The sequence below is a fragment of the Vreelandella sp. V005 genome (assembly GCF_052645115.1).
In genome coordinates this window covers 837,198-856,618 of sequence record NZ_JBQXYA010000001.1, presented here as the reverse complement: position 1 = coordinate 856,618, position 19,421 = coordinate 837,198, and the positions used below count along the sequence as shown (strand labels likewise).

Annotated in this window: 20 protein-coding genes; 10 read left to right on the top strand and 10 right to left on the bottom strand. The window is 56.8% G+C overall.

Annotated features, from left to right (window positions below):
• The first annotated feature begins 98 nt into the window (after nt 1-98).
• Nucleotides 99-377: a type II toxin-antitoxin system RelE/ParE family toxin gene (locus tag ACUN8H_RS03910; RefSeq protein WP_445530843.1), complete on the top strand. Its 279-nt coding sequence runs from the start codon at nt 99-101 to the stop codon at nt 375-377.
• Nucleotides 377-670 carry a HigA family addiction module antitoxin gene (locus ACUN8H_RS03905; protein WP_386038120.1) on the top strand — a complete coding sequence of 98 codons (294 nt, stop codon included), beginning with the start codon at nt 377-379 and terminating at the stop codon, nt 668-670. The genes ACUN8H_RS03910 and ACUN8H_RS03905 overlap by 1 nt, the downstream gene beginning before the upstream one ends.
• 39 nt (nt 671-709) lie before the next feature.
• Here ACUN8H_RS03905 and ACUN8H_RS03900 read toward each other — a convergent pair whose 3' ends face one another.
• Nucleotides 710-1,903: an E22 family MetX-like putative esterase gene (locus ACUN8H_RS03900; protein ID WP_445530842.1), complete on the bottom strand. Its 1,194-nt coding sequence runs from the start codon at nt 1,901-1,903 to the stop codon at nt 710-712.
• 76 nt (nt 1,904-1,979) lie between these two features.
• Nucleotides 1,980-3,176, bottom strand: coding sequence for a UbiH/UbiF/VisC/COQ6 family ubiquinone biosynthesis hydroxylase (locus ACUN8H_RS03895; RefSeq protein ID WP_445530841.1), 1,197 nt, complete (start codon nt 3,174-3,176; stop codon nt 1,980-1,982).
• Nucleotides 3,177-3,274: 98 nt separating this feature from the next.
• Between ACUN8H_RS03895 and ACUN8H_RS03890 the strand changes: the two genes are divergently transcribed.
• The gene (locus ACUN8H_RS03890; RefSeq protein ID WP_445530840.1) at nt 3,275-4,132 is read left to right on the top strand and encodes an NAD-dependent protein deacetylase; all 858 of its coding nucleotides are present in this window, start codon (nt 3,275-3,277) and stop codon (nt 4,130-4,132) included.
• Nucleotides 4,133-4,141: 9 nt separating this feature from the next.
• Here ACUN8H_RS03890 and ACUN8H_RS03885 read toward each other — a convergent pair whose 3' ends face one another.
• Nucleotides 4,142-4,753 carry a DNA-3-methyladenine glycosylase gene (locus ACUN8H_RS03885; protein WP_445530839.1) on the bottom strand — a complete coding sequence of 204 codons (612 nt, stop codon included), beginning with the start codon at nt 4,751-4,753 and terminating at the stop codon, nt 4,142-4,144.
• A gap of 94 nt (nt 4,754-4,847) precedes the next feature.
• Here ACUN8H_RS03885 and ACUN8H_RS03880 point away from each other — a divergent pair, with 94 nt between their 5' ends.
• The 4 genes from ACUN8H_RS03880 (at nt 4,848) to ACUN8H_RS03865 (ending at nt 8,595) form a co-directional block, all read left to right on the top strand.
• Entirely contained in the window at nt 4,848-6,311 is a 1,464-nt protein-coding gene (locus ACUN8H_RS03880) for a protein adenylyltransferase SelO (RefSeq protein WP_445530838.1), read from the top strand.
• A gap of 43 nt (nt 6,312-6,354) precedes the next feature.
• Nucleotides 6,355-7,401 carry a DNA polymerase IV gene (dinB, locus tag ACUN8H_RS03875; protein ID WP_445530837.1) on the top strand — a complete coding sequence of 349 codons (1,047 nt, stop codon included), beginning with the start codon at nt 6,355-6,357 and terminating at the stop codon, nt 7,399-7,401.
• A gap of 108 nt (nt 7,402-7,509) precedes the next feature.
• Entirely contained in the window at nt 7,510-8,337 is an 828-nt protein-coding gene (locus ACUN8H_RS03870) for an alpha/beta fold hydrolase (protein WP_445530836.1), read from the top strand.
• A gap of 9 nt (nt 8,338-8,346) precedes the next feature.
• Nucleotides 8,347-8,595 (top strand): YkoF family thiamine/hydroxymethylpyrimidine-binding protein, encoded by a 249-nt coding sequence (locus ACUN8H_RS03865; protein WP_445530835.1) that lies wholly within the window; start codon nt 8,347-8,349, stop codon nt 8,593-8,595.
• 93 nt (nt 8,596-8,688) lie between these two features.
• Here the strand turns inward: ACUN8H_RS03865 and gabT are convergent, their stop codons facing one another.
• The 7 genes from gabT to csiR form a co-directional block, all read right to left on the bottom strand.
• Entirely contained in the window at nt 8,689-9,966 is a 1,278-nt protein-coding gene (gabT, locus tag ACUN8H_RS03860) for a 4-aminobutyrate--2-oxoglutarate transaminase (RefSeq protein WP_445530834.1), read from the bottom strand.
• 132 nt (nt 9,967-10,098) lie between these two features.
• A complete protein-coding gene (locus ACUN8H_RS03855; protein ID WP_445530833.1) occupies nt 10,099-10,620 on the bottom strand; it encodes a GGDEF domain-containing protein in 522 nt (173 codons plus the stop codon).
• A complete protein-coding gene (locus ACUN8H_RS03850; RefSeq protein WP_445530832.1) occupies nt 10,617-11,036 on the bottom strand; it encodes a PAS domain-containing protein in 420 nt (139 codons plus the stop codon). Before ACUN8H_RS03850 ends, ACUN8H_RS03855 begins: the two co-directional genes overlap by 4 nt.
• Complete coding sequence (locus ACUN8H_RS03845; protein WP_445530831.1) at nt 11,023-11,832, bottom strand: EAL domain-containing protein; 810 nt, start codon at nt 11,830-11,832, stop codon at nt 11,023-11,025. The genes ACUN8H_RS03850 and ACUN8H_RS03845 overlap by 14 nt, the downstream gene beginning before the upstream one ends.
• Nucleotides 11,833-12,109: 277 nt before the next feature.
• Nucleotides 12,110-13,324 carry a CaiB/BaiF CoA transferase family protein gene (locus ACUN8H_RS03840; protein ID WP_445531077.1) on the bottom strand — a complete coding sequence of 405 codons (1,215 nt, stop codon included), beginning with the start codon at nt 13,322-13,324 and terminating at the stop codon, nt 12,110-12,112.
• 67 nt (nt 13,325-13,391) lie between these two features.
• The gene (locus ACUN8H_RS03835) at nt 13,392-14,570 is read right to left on the bottom strand and encodes an acyl-CoA dehydrogenase (protein ID WP_445530830.1); all 1,179 of its coding nucleotides are present in this window, start codon (nt 14,568-14,570) and stop codon (nt 13,392-13,394) included.
• A 141-nt stretch (nt 14,571-14,711) separates the two neighbouring features.
• Complete coding sequence (gene csiR / locus ACUN8H_RS03830) at nt 14,712-15,446, bottom strand: DNA-binding transcriptional regulator CsiR (RefSeq protein WP_445530829.1); 735 nt, start codon at nt 15,444-15,446, stop codon at nt 14,712-14,714.
• Nucleotides 15,447-15,798: 352 nt separating this feature from the next.
• Between csiR and ACUN8H_RS03825 the strand changes: the two genes are divergently transcribed.
• From ACUN8H_RS03825 to ACUN8H_RS03815, 3 genes are read left to right on the top strand one after another with little or no spacing between them, the layout of a single operon-like run.
• The gene (locus tag ACUN8H_RS03825; protein WP_445530828.1) at nt 15,799-16,770 is read left to right on the top strand and encodes a TAXI family TRAP transporter solute-binding subunit; all 972 of its coding nucleotides are present in this window, start codon (nt 15,799-15,801) and stop codon (nt 16,768-16,770) included.
• Nucleotides 16,771-16,798: 28 nt separating this feature from the next.
• Nucleotides 16,799-17,311 (top strand): DUF1850 domain-containing protein, encoded by a 513-nt coding sequence (locus ACUN8H_RS03820; protein WP_445530827.1) that lies wholly within the window; start codon nt 16,799-16,801, stop codon nt 17,309-17,311.
• Between the two features lie 32 nt (nt 17,312-17,343).
• Nucleotides 17,344-19,362, top strand: coding sequence for a TRAP transporter permease (locus ACUN8H_RS03815; RefSeq protein WP_445530826.1), 2,019 nt, complete (start codon nt 17,344-17,346; stop codon nt 19,360-19,362).
• Nucleotides 19,363-19,421 lie beyond the last annotated feature (59 nt).

Here is a 19,421-nt window from a genome sequence, read left to right as displayed (position 1 = left end):
CGGTGCTTCGATAGGGTAAGTCTCACTTCAAAACTTTGCTTTTATTCCGAGCTTAAATTTTTATTGGTGCTTGATGCGCAACACGCTACAATATTCTTATGATTAAATCATTCCGTCACAAAGGACTGAAACGGTTCTACGCTAATGGCAGCACTGCTGGCATACAGGCAGGTCACGCTAAGAAGTTGCGTCTGCAGCTTGCTGCTCTGGATACGGCTATTTCAGTGGAAGACATGGATATCCCCGGCTTTCGGTTGCATCCGTTGAAGGGGAAAGACAAAGAGCGATGGTCGATTTGGATCAATGGAAATTGGCGCATGACGTTCGAATTCCGGGACGGCAACGCTTACATTCTTGATTATGAGGATTATCATTAATGACGATGCATAACCCACCGCATCCCGGCGAATTTATTCGGGAGGTTTACCTAGCGCCCTTTGGCATCAGCTCCCGCCAGCTTGCTTCCAGTTTGGGTGTTTCACCCTCTACGCTTTCAAGGTTGCTGAAAGGGGGTAGCGGTATTAGCCCCGAAATGTCTTTGCGTTTGTCGAAGGTTCTTGGACGTAGCCCGGAGAGCTGGCTGGCAATGCAGGATACGTATGACTTATGGATGGCTCGCAGCACAATTAATTTGGACGATCTTCACCCTTTGGATTTTGAAGCCGCCTAAATAGCGCTGGCTTTAGTCTAAAAGCCAGCGCTCCCCCTCTTACTGTAAAAACTCACGCAAAGTATCACTCGCCTGGTCAATGGATAGCACACCATCCAAGTGGCCTCGATTACCTTCCAGGGTTTCCAGCGTCACGTCGGTTCCGTCTGCTTCAATCAGTTCGGCGGTGCGGCGCACGCCTTGGGGCGCGAAGACGAGGTCGTTTTCGCTGTAGAGCATCAAAGTGGGCGCTTCGATAGCGGCAAGCCCTTCTTCTAACGAGTCGCCATGGCCTGCCATAAAGGTTTGGTTGGCACGCACCAGATAGAGCAGATGATTGGCATCGGAGGTGGCAGCACGGGCAGCGGCGACGTCATCCAGTGTTTTCTCAATTGCGTAGCGGGCGTTGATATCCTGCGCGGGATCGCGCGCTTCGTCGGCCCAGTCACGATTAAACGTCTCGTTGGCCCACTGCCAGTGGTTGGCGTTGAGCGTCACCAGCTTCAGCGCTTCTTTTAGCCCGTCGGTGGGTGGTTCGCCGTCGTAGTAATCGCCTTCATTCCAGTTGGCATCCAACCGAATCGGCGCGGCCCAGGCGCTCAATGTTGCCAGTAGCCATGGGTCGGCAACGCCGCCACCAATCACTGAGATTAATCGCTCGACGCGATCAGGGTAGGCGCTGGCCCACTCGATGGCCTGTAGCGCGCCCATCGAGGCACCCATCACCGCATGCAGCGATTCAATGCCTTGGCTCTCCAGTAGCTCGCGCTGTACCTCGACAAAATCACGGATGGTGACGACCGGGAAGTCCATACCCCAGGGTTCGCCGGTATCGGGGTTGATGGACGCGGGCCCGGTGGTGGTGACGTTGGGGTCATTGGCGCCTAGATTGACTAGCGTATCCGAAGAGATGATGTAGTACTCATCGGTATCGAGTGGCTTGCCGGGCCCAATGATCGCATCCCAGTAGCCGGTCGCCTGCCCATCTGCCTCATAGCGGCCTGCCGCATGGCTGGTGCCAGAGAAGAAGTGGGTAATCAGAATGACGTTATCGCGGGCGTCGTTAAGCTCGCCGTAGGCTTCCCAGCCCACCGTGACGTTGGGAATCGTATCACCGCCCTGAGTCGTGAAGCTGTCCATTTCAAAGGTCTGTTTCTCAACGACGCCATCCCAGGCCCAAAGGGGAGAAGCCAGAAAAAGGCCAAACGCGGAACATAGCGTTGCCGTAAGCAGCGAGTGTTGTGTAGATGCCATCGGGTTACCTTTAACGAGAGTTTATTGTGATTGTTATAGGCCACCGGTAGTGGCCACCCTCTCAGCGTAGTCGACCTTAGCGCATTTTGAACGGATTCAACCCATTAGCTTGTTGCATCATCATGCGTTTGGCGAACGGGAAGCGCTCGGCAACTTGCAGGCTTAGATCGCCTAGCTGGCGCAGTGGTTTGGCACCGGTAAACAGATGATGAAAACTGTCGGTGGCGGCAATCATCGCTTGGTTGGCCACGCGGCGCTGGCACTCAAAGCGCAGTAGGTTGACGTAGTCACCGGGGTCGCGGCCTTGAATGATGATCTTGGCCAGGGTGTCGGCGTCGTGCAGGCCGATATTCAAGCCCTGGCCTGCCAACGGATGCACCACGTGGGCGGCATCACCAATCAGCGCTAAGCGCTTGCCGATATAGCGCTGGGCGTGTTGGCGCTTGATGGGAAAGCTGGCTCGCGCGACGATGCGGATAAGATTACCCAGGCGTTTGGGGAAGGCCATTTCGATGGCGGCTTTCAGTGTATCGTCGTCCAGCTGCTCGCGGGCTTTGGTGGTCTCGTCTCTGTCGTACCAAACCAAGGAGGCGTTGTGGCCGGGCAGCGGCAGCATGGCCAAGGGGCCGGTGGGGGTAAAGACCTGCCAGCTAACGTCCTGCTGGGGCAGTTCGGTTTCCACATTAATGATCATCGCCCGCTGATGATAGTCATAGTTCGTCACGCTAATGCCGGCCAGCGAACGTAGCGTAGAGCCAGCACCATCGGCGCCGACAATCAGGCTAGCACTTAAGGTTTTACCGTTATCGAGTTCCAGTAGGCGGTTGTTCGTCGCCGACACGGTATTTAACGGTGCGCACTGGGTATAACAAGTAACGCTGGGCAGCTGTTCTATGCGCTGCCATAGCGCATACTGTAGCGTGCGGTTCTCGATAAAAATGCCGAAGTCTTTCATGCCGCTATCTGCAGCGGAAAACAGCGAGTGGCCGGTGCCGTCCTGGTTGGAGACATCGATATGGCGAAACGGGCAGCAGCGCTCTTCCGGCAGGGTGGTGCCGCTTGCCTTGATAAATGCCAGCGAGCGCGCATTGAGTGATGAGATGCGCAGGTCATAATCGCCGCTGGGCGGAGTCGGGGCATCGCCCTGTTCTACTAGCCCGACAGAAAAGCCGGTATGGCCCAAGCGCGCCGCCAGTGCCGCGCCGACCATGCCGCCGCCGACAATGATGACATCATGGTCGTGCTGCCCAGAACGTTGCTCAGACTGTTGCATTATATGCTCCTTAAAATGAGGTGCTTTTGCGCATTGCGCAGGCGTTGCTTGTCATACAGTATCGTTGAGTTTGAGCAATATTGCCTAGAGGTGAACGATTGACGCAGGCCGTGGAAATAGCCAATAGCATGACCCAGGCGGGTGAAGAGCTGGGAGCGTTTATTCAGCAGCACCCCAAGCTATGGGTGATTACCGGTGCGGGCGTAAGTACCGACAGTGGCATTCCGGACTATCGCGATGCGGATGGCCAGTGGAAGCGGCCGCCGCCGGTGCAGCATGGCGACTTTATGAGCTCTCATCACGTTCGCCAGCGCTACTGGGCGCGCGCGCTGATTGGGTTTAGCGCCATGCGCGAAGCCCAGGCCAGCGGGGCGCACCGGGCGCTGGCCGCGCTGGAGTCGCAGGGCTATATCCAGCAGTTGGTCACTCAAAACGTTGACCGTTTGCATCAGCGGGCTGGTTCCCGGCGGGTGATCGACCTGCATGGCCGAGCGGACATGGTGAAGTGCATGGTGTGCGACTACCAAATGATGCGTCACGCCATGCATGCCGAGATGGCGCTAATGAATCCTAGCTTTGCAGGTTTGCAGGCGGGCCACGCTCCGGATGGCGATGCCGATTTAGAGACTGACTTCAGCAGCTTCCGCATTTTCGATTGCCCACGCTGCAGCGGTATCTTAAAGCCTGACGTGGTGTTCTACGGTGACGTGGTGCCCGCAGAGCGAAGGTTGGCAGCCCAGGTAGCGCTGGCCAAGGCCGACGCGGTGTTGGCCGTGGGCACCTCGTTGATGGTGTTTTCCGGCTACCGTTTCTGCCGCGCCGCCCATGAGCGGGGCATGCCGCTGGCGTCGCTCTCGCTCGGCGTTACTAGGGCGGATGCGCTATTGACCCACCAGTGGCGCGCGCCGTTAACACCGGTGCTTGAACACGCCGTTCGCTGTTTGCAGCCCTCTTAAAGACCGCTATTAGCGCGCTTTCGATACCCACGGATTATCTTCCAACCAGAGCCGCCACGGGGCATCGCGGTGCTGGGGTTGGGCGTAGTCGATGCCAACACGTGGGCCGCTCACTATCGAAGCGTCGTGCGCGGCGGCACTAATCCACAGCTTGTCACCCTGGGTCATATCATGGCCATACAGCGCTTTATCGATCGTTAAGGCGCGTGTAAGTTTCCCCGGGCCATTGCTGAGCTGCTTGCCTAGAGCTTGACGGGTAGCGCGCATGGCGGCTTCGTTGGCTATGGGTTCCACGGCACGAATCAACACCGCGCAGGGCGAGTCTTCCGGCTCGGTCACCACGTTCAATAGCCAGTGCATGCCGTAAACCAGATAGACATAGGCGTGGCCGGCAGGGCCGAACATCGCTTCGGTGCGCGGCGAGCGGCGTCGGTGGGCATGGCAGGCGGTATCTTCAGCACCGCAGTAGGCCTCGGTTTCGACGATTCTTGCCGCCATCTGCTCGCCGTTATGTTCACGCACCAGCCTACAGCCCAGTAAGTCTCTCGCCACTTCGAGCGTGTCGCGATTATAAAAGTCGCGGGGGAGGGGCGTTAGCGCGCTGCTTTTAACATTAGGCAAAGTTGGGCACGGTTTTAACATCATCGCCTCGGCGTTTACTTGAGTAGAGTGCTAGGGTATTAGCTAACCACAGCCAATTGAAGCGGAGTGTATCGTGCTGTCATTTGAACATCTTTATGCCACCTTGCCTGAACCCCTCTGGGTCGCTACCCAGGCAACGCCCGTGGCCAGCCCGGAGCTGATCGCATTTAATGCCCCGCTTGCCAGTGAACTGGGAGCGAACGACGTGCAAGAGGCTGCGACGCTTGCTCAGTGGTTTAGCGGCAACCAGCCCATGCCGGGCTCTCAGCCGGGCGCACTAGGTTACGCAGGCCACCAGTTCGGCAACTTTGTGCCGCAATTGGGCGATGGCCGCGCGTTGCTGCTGGGTGAGGTGATCGACCAACACGGCGTGCGCCGCGATGTGCAGCTAAAAGGCAGCGGCCGCACGCCGTTTTCTCGCGGGGGCGATGGCCGCTCACCGCTAGGCCCTGTGCTGCGTGAGTACCTGGTCAGTGAGTTCATGGCGGCGATGGGGATTCCCACCACCCGTGCGCTGGCAGCGGTGACTAGCGGCGAGCGTGTGGTGCGGCAAATGGCCGAGCCCGGCGCTGTCTTTACCCGTGTGGCGAGCAGCCATATTCGCGTGGGCACCTTTCAATTTGCCGCCGCGCAGCGGGATGAAGACTTACTCAAAGCGCTGGCGGACCATGTGATTGCGCGCCACTACCCGGAAGCCGCCAACGCAGAAGACCCTTATATGGCGCTGTTGGAAGCGGTGGTGGCCCGCCAAGCGGTGCTGATCGCCCGCTGGATGAGCGTCGGCTTTATCCATGGCGTGATGAATACCGATAACTGCAGCATTGCCGGTGAAACCATCGATTACGGTCCCTGCGCCTTTATGGAGCAGTTCGATCCGCAGAAAGTGTACAGCTCCATCGATCAAGGCCGCCGCTACGCCTTTGCCAACCAGCCAGCGATTGCCCAGTGGAACCTGGCGCGCTTTGCTGAAACGCTGCTGCCGTTAATGCGTGAAGAGGGCGACGCGCTGGTGCAGCAAGCAACGGACGTCATTCGCCGCTTTGAAGCACGGTTCAGCGCCGAACAGCTTCGCCTGCATGCCGATAAACTCGGCTTGGCGGCGGAAAGCCCCCAAGCCGCACCGTTGATGGAAGGACTGGAAAGCCAGATGCATCAGGGGCGAATGGATATGACCGCCACCTTTGATGCGCTCACTCACTACGCACTTTCGCCGAGTGACGAGCACCGTGAGGCGCTGCTGGCGCTGACGACTCAGCCCAACGAGTTGTCCGCGTGGCTGGAGACTTGGCAGGCCGAGCAAGTCGCCAGCCAAGACAGCCAGCGCTCCGCTGTCATGCGCAGCGCCAACCCGGTAATCATTCCCCGCAACCACCGCGTTCAAGAGGCCATTGATGCCGCTTACGAGGGTGATTTTGCGCCTTTTCATGCCCTACTGACGGTGGTCACACAGCCCTTCGATGAATCCGTTGAAGCGCGCCGTTTAGCAGCGCCCGCCACGAAAAATGAACAGGTACTGAGAACGTTCTGCGGCACCTGAGGCTGTGATAAACTGTGGTTTTTTACAGGTAGAAGGGTAGCCGGTGCGCAAAATCATTCACTGCGACTGTGACTGCTTTTATGCAGCAGTGGAAATGCGCGATAACCCCGCGCTGCGGGATATCCCGATTGCCATTGGTGGCAGCGTCGAGCAGCGTGGGGTGGTGGCGACCTGTAACTATCCCGCCCGTGAGTTTGGCATTCACTCGGCCATGCCGATGTCGCAAGCGCTCAAGCGCTGCCCGCATCTCACCGTGATCCGCGGTGAGATGGCCAAATATAAAGAGGTCGCCCGCCAAGTCTTCGCCATTTACCGCGATGTGACTGAACTGATCGAACCGCTCTCGCTGGATGAGGCCTTTCTGGATGTCTCGGAGGTCACGCTGCACCACGGCAGCGCGACGCTCATGGCTGAAGCGATCCGCGAACGGGTCAGCCGCGAAGTAGGGATCACCGTTTCAGCAGGCGTAGCGCCCAATAAGTTTCTGGCCAAGATCGCCAGTGATTGGAACAAACCCGACGGCCTATGTGTGATTACGCCGGATAAGGTTGATAGCTTCGTGCAGCAGCTACCGGTCAAAAAAATTCATGGCGTCGGCCCTCGCACGGCCGAGAAACTGGCGGGGCTGGATATCCACACCTGCGCTGACCTGCGTATCCGCACGCTTACCGATCTAGTGGAACACTTTGGCCGCTTTGGGCGGCGGCTGCACGAGCTGAGTTGGGGGCGGGACGAGCGCCCGGTAAAGACCCATCGAGAGCGTAAATCGGTCAGCACCGAGCAGACCTACGCCCAGGATTTGCCTAACCTCGACGCCTGTCGCCGTGAGCTACCGGCGCTGATCGAAGATCTGGAGCGCCGTTACGCACGGCTTGATCCGCCACTGGCGGTGCGCGGGCTGATCGTCAAAGTGAAATTCAGCGACTTTACCCAAACCACCGTTGAACACGCCGACCCAGCGCCTAACCTGGAGCAGTTCGAGACGCTACTTAACGTTGGCTGGGCCAGAGGCGAGCGCCCTGTGCGCCTGCTGGGCGTGGGCTATCGGCTGGCGGAAAACAGCCAAGAGCATCAGCTGTCGCTGTTTTAATTAGCCTGTTAATCCTTTTATGAATTGACGCTCCTTCAGGTCCGCGTTAAAACAGACGTATGATAGCCTGATTTATTTATCTCACGTTTGATTGCCCACGAGCCCGCCATGCCTGCTAATGCTGCCCAACGCCCCCGTTTAGTGTTTGCCCATGCCAATGGTTTTCCAGGGTTAAGCTACCGCAGCCTGCTCAATCCGCTGGCAGAGATGTTTGACCTGCACCCGCTGGATCGACTGGGTCATCATCCGGATTACCCGGTGAATCACAACTGGGGCAACCTGGTAGATGAGTTGCTGAGTTATTTGCCTCAAAGCGATACGCCGCTTTTAGGCGTGGGGCATTCGCTGGGGGGCACGTTGATGGCCATGGCCGCCGATAAACAGCCCGAGCGCTTCTGCGGCGTGATCATGCTGGACCCGCCGTTGATGCTGGGAACGGATGCGTGGGCGATGAAAGCTGCCAAGCGGTTCGGATTTGTGGACCGGGTAACGCCCGCAGGAAAAACCTTGGGGCGGCGCTCCGTGTGGCCAAGCCGCGAGGCGATGGCCAACTCGCTGGGCCGCCGGGGCTTGTTTCGCCGCTTTACCCCAGAAGCACTCAACGACTACATTGAAGCAGGAACACGCTTATTGGATGACGGCAGGGCGGAGCTGACGTTTGACCCGCGTATCGAAGTGGAAATTTTCCGCCATCTGCCGGATCACCTTTCGCGCCTGCCGCAGCGGCTGGGCGTGCCGATTGAGCTGGTGGCCGGTAACGAGTCGCACCTGCTGACGGCGTCTCGTATCAAACGCTTGAGGCGCAAGGGGTTATCGGTGAGCGAGGTTCCCGGCACGCATATGTTCCCGATGGAGCATCCGGATGAAACGCGTGCCTCCATACTGGCTGCCTGGCAGCGTATCGCCAGCGCCAGCCAGTCTTCTCATACAGCGTAAGGAGGCGTTATGTATCTTTCCGTACAGCTTAGCTATTACCCGCTGGCCGATGACTTCAAGCCGGTAGTCAAAGAGGTGGTAAAACGACTGGAAGCGACGGGGCTGGAAGTGCACACGAACCGCATGAGTACCCAGGTATTTGGCGAGTTCGATGAGGTAATGGCAGCATTAAGCGATGTGATGAAGTGGTCGTTCGATACCCATGGCAAGGCCGTTTTTACAGCGAACTTCCTAGAAGGCGACCGGCGACCGCGTTAATTCGCCATCTTGGCCATGCGGGGCTGAATCAATTCGTAGCACTCACTAAAACGCCGCCCAATTGGGCGGCGTCTGTTTGTGCAGCGTCAATGCCTAGGTCAACGATTCCAGGCAGGACTCAATGATATCCAGGCCTTCGTTGAGCACGTCATCTTGAATGGTGACGGGCATCAGAAAGCGGATAGTGTTGCCGTACATGCCGCAGGACAGCAGGATCAAGCCCTCTTCACGGGCTTTCTTGCACAGCGCGGCTGCCAGTTCTGGGTTAGGCGTGTGATCGGCTTTGCTCGAGACCAGCTCGAACGCGGCCATCGAGCCCATGTTGCGCACGTGATCGATACAATCAAACTTGCCCGCCCACTCATTGAAGCGCTTCGCCAGCTTGTCGCCCAGGGCTTGGCTCTTCTCGAGAATGTTCTCTTCTTCAAACACTTCCATAACCGCTAATGCAGCCGCACAGGCGGTGGGGCTGCCGGTGTAAGTGCCGCCCAAGGAGTTAGGGCCTGAGGCGTCCATCACCTTGTCAGTGCCCACAATCGCGGAGATGGGCATGCCGTCGGCCATGCTCTTGGCCATGGTCATGATGTCCGGCTCAACGCCGCTGTGTTCGATGGCAAACATTTTCCCGGTACGGCCAAAGCCTGACTGCACTTCGTCGATGATCATCAGGATGCCGTGCTCATCGCAGATTTCGCGGATCTTGGTCAGGAAGCTGGTAGAGGCAGGGTAGAAACCGCCTTCACCCAGTACCGGTTCCAGTACGATGGCGGCGGTGTCTTTGGGGTTGGCATCGGTTTTTAGCGTCATCTTCAGGCCGCGGATGGCTTCATCTTCGCTCACGCCGTGGTAAGGCACGGGGTAAGGGGCGCGGAAAACCGTGCCGGGCATTGGGCCGAAGTCGCTCTGGTAAGGCGCTACCTTGCCGTTCATCGCCATGGTGAAGAAGGTACGGCCGTGGTAGCCGCCATCAAAGCAGATCACGTTGGAACGACCGGTTGCGGCGCGCGCGATCTTGACCGCGTTCTCCAGCGCTTCGGCACCCGAGTTCGCCAACATCACCTTGGCATGGCCGCGCACTGGCACGACATGGCTGAGCTTCTCGGCGACTTTCACGTAGCCTTCGTAGGGCATGACCGTCTGGCAGGTGTGCATGAGCTTATCAAGCTGGGCTTTTACCGCTGCGACCACTTTCGGGTGACGATGACCTACGTTGAGTACGCCAATACCGCCCGCAAAATCGATAAAGCGGTTGCCATCAGCGTCCCAGATTTCAGCGTTTTCAGCACGGTCGGCGAACGCAGTCGCGGGGCTGGCAGCGCCCGCAGCGACATATTTGTGTTTCAGCTCGTTCAGTTCGGCATTGCTGCTCATGGCTTACTTCCTATTGATGAGGGATGATCTTTCAGCATAGCGCGTGTCTATCAACATAGTTCGTGTCTATCAACATAGTGCGTGTCTGTCAGCATCGTATGTATCTATCAGCATAGTGCTTAATAGCGTTGCTTACATGGATGACGATGCAATGACAACACGATTACGCCCGGCCTGTTTAGCTTGATACATAGCTTTGTCGGCACGATCAAGTAACCGTGTGCCGGAAGGTTCAATGTAACAGGCAATCCCGAATGAGAGGGTCACCATCAATTGGTGCTCAGTAAAGGGAGTTTGCGCCACGCTTTCGCGGACGCGTTCCATTGCCTGTTGGGCCTCTTCGGCGTTAACGCCAGGCATAATGATCAAAAACTCTTCGCCACCGAGACGCACATGCAGGTCGGTACCACGCAGTACGTCGCTAACCAAGGCCGTCATTTGCTGAAGCACCGCATCGCCAGTGCCGTGCCCATAGGTATCGTTGATCGCTTTGAAGTCGTCCAGATCATAAATCGCGATGCTAAAGATGGTGCCGTATCGCTCACAGCGTTTTATTTCTTCATCCAGGCGTTGCAGCCCCGCACGGCGATTAAACAGCTCCGTTAGTTCATCGTGGTAGGCAAGGTGATCCAGGCGCTCATTGGCTTGCTTCAAGCGCACTTCCAGCTGTTTGCGCTGGTTATATCGATAATAAAGGTGACTTTCCGCGACTGACCATCTTCACCTTCGATACGTGCCGCTTCGGCAATAATCGTGCGCAGTTCACCGTTTTTCGTCACTACATCCCACTCTTGGCGCAGCTCGAACGTTTCGTTGCCCTGCATGAAATCGTCGTGAAGGGCCGAAAGCCGGGCACGGTAAACATCGGGCACTACCAGGGTAAAGTGCAGGCCCAAGAGCTCTTCTTGGCGGTAGCCGTAAAAATCACAGTAAGCCGGATTGACCATCTCGAAGTGGCCAGTGGGGTTGGTGATGCAGATCCCTATAGGGGCGGCTTTGATAACGTTTTCGGTATTGCGCTTTGAACGGTTAAAAAGTCGGTAAAGCTGATCAGGACTAACTTCTTTCATTCACCGCTCCTAGCCCTGCTTGTGCTTCGGTTTTCAACTCGGCGAGCAGTAGGTCAATGTCATCGCCGAGCGAATTCACTGCGGGCCTGGCAAAATAGAAACCCTGCTGGCGGACAATGCCGGCACGCGCCAGCCAAAGCACTTCGGCGCGGGTTTCTACGCCTTCGGCAATCAGCGTCGTGTTGAGTTCGTGGGCGAGTAGGATAATGGCGTTAAGAATGGCTTGACGACGTAAATCACTGTCACAATTCATGACCAGTTCACGATCGATTTTGAGCTTGTCAGGCGTTAAATCGGTAAGCAAGTCTAAATTAGCGTAGCCATTGCCAAAGTCATCCAGCGCGGTTTTAAAGCCCATCGACCGGTAGGCATCGATAATATTGCACAGGTGTTGGCGGTCGCGGACGCGCTCGGTCTCAGTGATTTCAAAAATCAGCCTGCTCGCTGGCCAACCAACTCGCCTGGAAACATCTAACGTTGCCTGAATACAGGCTTCGGGTTCATAAACGGCGTTGGGCAGAAAGTTAATCGAAAGGTCTGTTTGCATGCCCAGGGCGCTGGCCATTTCGATCGCTTTCACGCGGCAGGCTTGATCGAAGCGATAGAGCAAATCATCAGTGACTTGCGAAATGACACTCCAGGCGGATTCGCCTTGCACACCACGTACCAAGGCTTCGTAAGCGACGATTTGAGCCAGTGAAAGATCCACAATCGGCTGAAAGGCCATGGTGAACTTAAAAGGCAACTCACCTTCACAGCGTTTACAGCTGCCATTAACGCGTGCGCATTGGCTCATTACAGCTCCTGAAAGATCAATCGTGGCTAGCGCAAAACATGCAAAAAAATCTACCTATACGCTATATAGGCGCGGGGTGCGATAGTTATTTTAACCATTATCACACTTTCCGTATAGGTTTTGTATAGCAATTGTGCGCGTACTCACTCTTTGCTAATCAGGCACTATGCCCAGGTGGACAAAAAAGTGTGTAAAAAAGTGGGTATAAAAAAAGCGCCTAGTAAGGCGCTTAAGTAGAGGAAGGTGCCCACGCTATGTATTTCTAAATTAGGTACGGCTAGATAATGCCTGCTTGGCGTAAAGCCTTGCGCTGTTCAAGGGTAATGCCAAGCTCTTCCATCACGCTTTCAGTATGTTGGCCCAGATGGGGCGGCGCGGTGGTGGCACTCAGTGGGGCGCCGTTAAAGCGGATCGGGTTGGCCACTAAATTGACACTGCCCGCTTGGTCGTGGGGCAGGGTTTGTTTAAGCCCGCGGGCTTTGACATGGGGATCCTCGAAAACGCGATCAAGCGTATTGATGGGCCCGCTGGGTACGCCCACGGCTTCAAAGGCGGCCAGCCATTCATCGGTGGTGCGTTGGGCCAGCGCCGCTTCCAACTGCGGTACCAGCAGTTCACGGTGGTTCACCCTGGCGCCGTTAGTAGCAAAGCGGGGATCTTCCGCTAGGCCGGGTAACGAAAGTACGGCACAGAAACGCTTGAACTGCTCGTCGTTGCCGACCGCCATGATCATATGGCCATCCTGGGTGGCGAACGCTTGGTAAGGCACGATATTAGGGTGAGCGTTACCCAGCCGCTGGGGCACATTGCCTGAGGTCAGGTAGTTCAACGCCTGATTGGCGAGCACCCCCACCTGAACATCCATCAGCGCCATATCGATATGGCAGCCTTCGCCGCTATCGCGACGCTGATACAACGCGGCCAGTACCGCATTGGCCGCATACAGCCCGGTAAAAATATCGGTAAACGCGACACCGCTTTTTACCGGGCCACCGCCAGGTTCACTATCCGGCTTGCCGGTCAGGCTCATGATGCCGCCCATGGCCTGGATCATAAAGTCGTAACCGGCGCGGTGCGCGTAAGGGCTCTCCTGACCAAAGCCGGTAATCGAGCAGTAAATCAGCTTGGGGTTTAGTGCTTTCAGGCTGGTGTAATCCAGCCCATAGCGCTTAAGACCGCCGACTTTAAAGTTCTCGATCAGCACATCCGATTGCGCGACTAACTGCTTGATGACGGCCTGCCCTTCGGGCTTGGCCATATCCACGGTTACCGATCGCTTGCCGCGGTTAGCACACAGGTAGTATGCCGACTCTTCCGTGCCCGCCAGCCAAGGAGGGCCCCAGTGGCGAGTGTCATCGCCGCTGCCGGGGCGTTCTACCTTGATGACATCTGCGCCCATATCCGCAAGCATTTGACCGCACCAGGGGCCGGCTAGCACACGGGAAATATCGAGTACTTTTATACCGGCCAGTGGCTTGGTGGGCTCACTCATAAGGGGCTTGCTCATAAAGGCTGTTTCCTTGGCTGATGATCTACAACGGCTAATTCTTTAGGCGTGTTTAAAAGAACGCCTGAATGCCCGTTTGTGCGCGACCCAAAATCAAGGCGTGCACATCGTGAGTGCCTTCGTAGGTATTCACCGACTCAAGATTGACCATATGGCGGATCACGCCGTATTCGTCGGAAACGCCGTTACCGCCGTGCATGTCGCGCGACTGGCGGGCGATATCCAGCGCTTTGCCGCAGTTATTGCGTTTGATCAGCGAGACCATTTCCGGTGTCCAGTTACCGCTATCCATTAAGCGACCCACCTGCAGCGCTGCCTGTAAGCCCAAGGTGATCTCGGTTTGCATGTCGGCGAGTTTTTTCTGGATCAACTGGTTCGCTGCCAGCGGGCGACCGAACTGCTTGCGGTCGAGGGTGTATTGACGACCCGCGTGCCAGCAGAACTCCGCCGTGCCCATCACGCCCCAGGCAATGCCATAACGGGCCTTGTTTAGGCAACCGAACGGGCCTTTCAGGCCGCTGACGTTAGGCAGCAGGTTCTCTTCGGGAACGAAGGCGTTGTCCAGCACGATCTCGCCGGTAATCGAGGCGCGCAGCGAGACTTTGCCTTCGATTTTTGGCGTCGTGAAGCCTTCGGTGCCGCGCTCGACAATAAAGCCTTTAATCTGATTGTCGTGAGCCGCTGACTTCGCCCACACCACTGCGAGATCGGCAATCGGACTGTTGGTGATCCACATTTTGGCGCCGGTCAGGCGGTAGCCTCCATCGACTTTTTCCGCCCGGGTAATCATATTGCCGGGGTCGGAGCCGTGGTCGGGCTCGGTCAAACCAAAGCAGCCCACCATTTCACCGCTGGCAAGCTTGGGCAGGAATTTTTGCTTCTGCTCTTCAGAGCCGTAGGTCTCGATGGGGTACATCACCAGCGAGGACTGCACGCTCATCGCGGAACGGTAACCTGAGTCTACGCGCTCGACTTCACGGGCAATCAGACCGTAAGCGACGTGATTAACACCCGCGCCGCCGTACTCGGGGGAAACGGTCGCGCCCAGCAGGCCAAGCTCGCCCATTTCGGTCATGATCTCGCGGTCAAAACGCTCTTCGCGGAAGGCGGTCAGTACGCGGGGCTGTAGATTTTCCTGGCAGTAATCATAGGCGGCGTCGCGAATCTGGCGCTCTTCGTCGGTGAGCTGTTGTTCCAGTAGTAGCGGGTCGTCCCAGTTGAAATGTGTCATGGCGTGAATTCCTCGATTCGTCCTGTCGGTATTTTATGACGCCGACAGCAATGGATGGGTTGCATAACTGAATGTGTCCAATGTATCGCCGTTATTTTAAAATATCTACATTTTTTTAAAACGTAGAATATGAGTGTGCGCTTAACGAATGCCTCGCGCTTCCAGAACGCGGGTAATAATCGGTACCGGGGTCATTAAGTGGTCCCGCATTAAGCTGTCGGCCTGGGCAGTGGCACGGGCCAGAATTACCTCCACCAGTGCCGTGTGCTCTTGACGTTTCAGCTCTAACGCCTGGGGCGACATCACGGTTTCTTGTAACCACAGGTGGCGATAGCGCTCCACTTGATCAAATAGCGTGTTGCGCATTTGCAGCAGGTGAGGGGAGTTGCAGCCGCTGGCGATGGCGGTATGAAAAGCCTTATGCCGTTGGTCCCAAATATCCAACAGGTCATCGGGGGTACTAACATCGGTGACTTTCGCTAACCGGTGGGCAGTGGCCAGTACCGTGGCTTCCCAGTCATCGTCGCCGCGCTCAATGGCTAGGCGCAGAATCAGGCCTTCCAGTTGGGCTCGGGCATCATAAATATCGTTGAGTTCGGCCAGCGACATCGGCGCCACCCGGTAGCCGCGCTGGCTAATCGCCACTACCAAGCGGTCGGCCACCAGTTGTGACAGCGCTTCCCGCAACGGCCCGGTGCTGGCGCCGTAATGCGCTTTCAAATGACTCATTAACAGCTTCTGCTCAGGCGCGTAACGGCCACGAATAATGTCGTGCTTGAGTTGGCGATAAGCGCTGATGGCAAGGTTCTGACGCGGAGCGTTGGGCTCGCTAACACCCTGCTCATTAATCGCTAGCTGGTTAGCATTTGGCTCCATAGCTGAGTGGCTCCTGATCAAAAAGTAAGCGGCAGTCAATTAACGGCCATTATCATGAAATATTAACAATTTGGCATAGGGTAAGACATTCGTAGCAGATTTCACCATTATTAACTGTCTGATTGGCCCGGTTGGCCTGATCGATAGTGACCAATGCGGAGGGCAACCTTTGTTAAACGCGTAGCAAGGCTGCTGTACTGATAGCCGCCTATTAGCATCCAACGCATAAGCCGTGCTAACTTCTCCTCCACCGCTTCTGGTTGCCCATGGTGAGCAAGCAGAAGTTGGGGCTTCAACACCTCCTTTTTCGTCAACCATACCTATAAGTCCAAGCAGGACGGAGGAAATGCTCATGCGAACTCTACGCTCTCTACCCTACGCAGTTGCTGCCGCTTCTATGCTAGCAGTCGCGCTTCCCGCCAGTGCCCAACAACTTTCAATCGCTACCGGCGGCACGGGCGGCGTTTATTATCCGATCGGCGGTGGTTTTGCCGAAATGATCAACAACCACATCGAAGGCGCCCAGGCGACCGCTGAAGTGACAGGGGCTTCCGTTGAAAACATGGGCCTGATCATGCGTGGCGATGCAGACCTAGCGCTGGCACTCGCCGACACGGTTTACCAGGCGTACAACGGCTCGGGTGACTTCGAAGGTCGTCAGATTGAAAATATCCGTGCGTTGGCCTCGGTTTACCCCAACGCCGTTCAATTGGTCACCCTGGCGGAATCCGACATCGAGTCGATTGCCGACTTGGCAGGCAAGCGGGTTTCTGTTGGCGCGCCGGGTAGCGGTACCGAGCTGAACGCTCGCGCGCTGCTCGAAGCTAATGGCGTCAGCTATGAAGACTTCACGCCGCAACGTCTGAACTTCAACGAAACCGCTGATGCTATTCGTGACGGCGATATCGACGCTGGCTTCTGGAGCGTTGGCCCCCCGACCAGCTCGATTCTTAACCTGGCAGCCACACGCGACATTCGCCTAATCGGTCTTTCCGATGAAGAAGTGGCCAATGCTCAGGCGGAAGAAGAAGTCTTTGCCCCCTACGAGCTTGCCGCCGGTATGTATGACGGTATGGATGAAGCCGTGCAGACCCTTGGTATCCCCAACGTGCTCGTCGTTAACTCTGATATGGACGAAGAGCTGGCTTACCAGTTGACCCAACTGCTGTTTGAAAACACCGATGAGCTGATTGCCGTTCACCCGGCAGCGAACGACACGACGGTGAAGTTCACGATGGACTCTACCCCAGTGCCGTTACACCCAGGCGCGCTGCGTTACTTCGAAGAAACCGGTGCTGAGATTCCGGATCGCCTGCGTCCGTAACTGCTAACGTGTCTTGAAGGATATTGCCATGCAGTGGCAGCAACGCTTGGTGGCGCTACTGATTGTATGTTCTCCGTTCGCCGAAGTGGGGGCCTCCCCCGCTTCGGCGTCGGCGTTTATGCGCCTAGCCGTGGTAACCGAGCAAGGTGACACTCTGGTGGATGAAGCGGTGCCTGCGGGTGGACGCTGGTGTATTAAGTGGCAGCACTCCGTTGAGCATTTTACGGTGTTGGATTGCTATCGTAATGCGGCCGGTGTCATGCAGCTAGAGCGTAGCCATCAACCTGATTTTGCCGCCGGGCTCGGGCATATCTTTGGTCGCGGCGAGCAGGTGTCCGACGGCGAAGGCGGTTACTGGATTAATGGTATTAACGAGCCAGTCGCCAATAACCGGTACGTGTTAAGAGTCGGCTCTCCTGCCGTCAATCATCGCGTCGTGTGGCCCGGTGGTGAACATGCGCCGGTGAGCCTAAGTGATCATGCGGCTGGGCAACGCGTGACCATTCAGCTAATAGCCCCTCACGCATCCCCGCGTGAATAAAAACGACATTAGTTAACGCTTCCGAGGACTTCATGAACGAATCCAAGCAACCGCCGAGCGTGATGCCGGGCGGTAATGCGATTCAACCCCGCATGGTGCTGTGGTCAATAACCATTGTGGCGGTGGGTCTCTCCCTATTTCAGCTCTATTCTGCGGGTATTCAGCCGTTAGGGCTTTTTTATCAGCGCAGTATTCACCTGGCATTGATCATGATGCTGGCGTTTTTGATGTTTCCCGCCTTTGGCCCGACCCGCAAACGGGGCGTGTTAGGTTGGGGGCTGGACGTGGTGTTTTTAGCCGGTGCAGTGCTGACCGGCGGCTACCTAGTGTTCAATTTAGACGAGATTTTTGCGCGCGCCGGGTTTTGGAACAGCACGGATATTCTGGTTGCCTGTATCGCCACGGTGACGGTGCTGGAAGCCAGCCGTCGCGCGGTAGGCTTCGGTATGACGGTGATTGGCCTGCTAGCGATTGTCTATGCCTTTGCCGGGCCGCGGGGTGAGCTGCCGTGGTTGGGCGAGTGGATGCCGGGCATTCTGGAACACCGCGGCTACACCTTTGATCGGGTCGCCGGTCAGCTATACCTGGGGCAAGAAGGCATCTTTGGTCTGCCGCTGGGCGTTGCGGCGACCTATATCTTTATTTTTGTGCTGTTTGGTGCTTTTTTGGAGTGTACCGGGGCAGGCAAGTTCTTTATTGATATGGCCTATGCGGCCACGGGCCGCCAGCGTGGTGGGCCAGCCAAAGCAGCGGTGCTGGCCTCCGCTGGGATGGGGTCTATTTCCGGCAGTGCGATAGCTAACGTGGTCACCACCGGCGCCTTTACCATCCCGCTAATGAAGCGCTTGGGCTACAAGGCCAAGCAGGCGGGCGGTATTGAAGCGGCGGCCTCGACCGGTGGGCAGATCATGCCACCGCTAATGGGCGCTGGGGCGTTCCTGATTGCGGAATACACCAATACGCCGTATCTGGATATCGTCAAAGTCAGTATCCTGCCAGCGATTATGTATTTCGCGACGGTTTACCTGTTTGTCCACATCATTGCGCTTAAGCAAGGTATGCAGGGATTACCCAAGGACGAACTACCGCAGATGCGCCAGGTAATGAAAGAGGGCTGGCACTTCCTGCTACCGCTAGCGGTGCTGGTCTGGCTGCTGGCGATGAGCATGTCGCCGATGCGGGTAGGCTACTACGCGGTGGTCACCATGGTGGCCGTGGCGGTGATTCGCTATGCGCTGTGGTTCTTCTTTGTAGCGCCTCGCCAAGGGCAGCCGGTGACCGCCACTGCGGTTAAAGATGTCATTCGCGCCGGTGTTGCCAAATTGATCGAAGGTCTGGAATTGGGCGCGCGTAACGCGGTCGCGGTGTCGATGGCCTGTGCGGTGGCCGGTATCATCGTCGGGATCGTTGGCTTGACCGGTCTTGGGTTGAAGTTCTCTTCCATGATGTTGGCTTTCTCCGGCGGCAATATCTTACTGGCACTATTAATGGTGCTGCTGGCTAGCCTAGTGCTGGGGATGGGGCTGCCGGTCACCGCCAGCTACATCGTTCTGATCGTGCTGGTGGGCCCTGCGCTTACCCAAGAGTTTGGTATTCCGCTGTTGGTCGCTCACTTGGTGGTGTTCTGGTACTCCCAGGACTCCAACGTGACGCCGCCCATCGCCTTGGCAGGCTTTGCCGGGGCGGCCATTGCGGGCAGCAAGCCGATGGAAACCAGTTTCCAAGCGTGGAAGTTTGCCAAGGGCCTCTATCTGATCCCGCTGTTTATGGTCTTCAACCCGGAGATCATTATGGGTGGTCCGGTACCGGTAGTGGTCTGGAACGGAGTCATCGCCATTCTGGCACTGGGTGCGTTTGCGGCGGCCCTGGAAGGGTATCTGTTTACCCGGATGTCCTGGTTACCTCGCCTTGCGATTACCGCTGCCATTATTGCCGTGTTCTACCCTAATCTGCTCAGCGAGATTGCTGGTGTGGCGGTCATGGTGATTGCTATTGGTGCTAACTGGTTGGCCAGCAAGCGCGAAGCGCCTGCAGCACCCGTTAGCGGCTAATAGTTAACGCCAGGCACCAAGCAAGAAATGCTAAGTAAGAACGGTAAGTAAGAACGGTA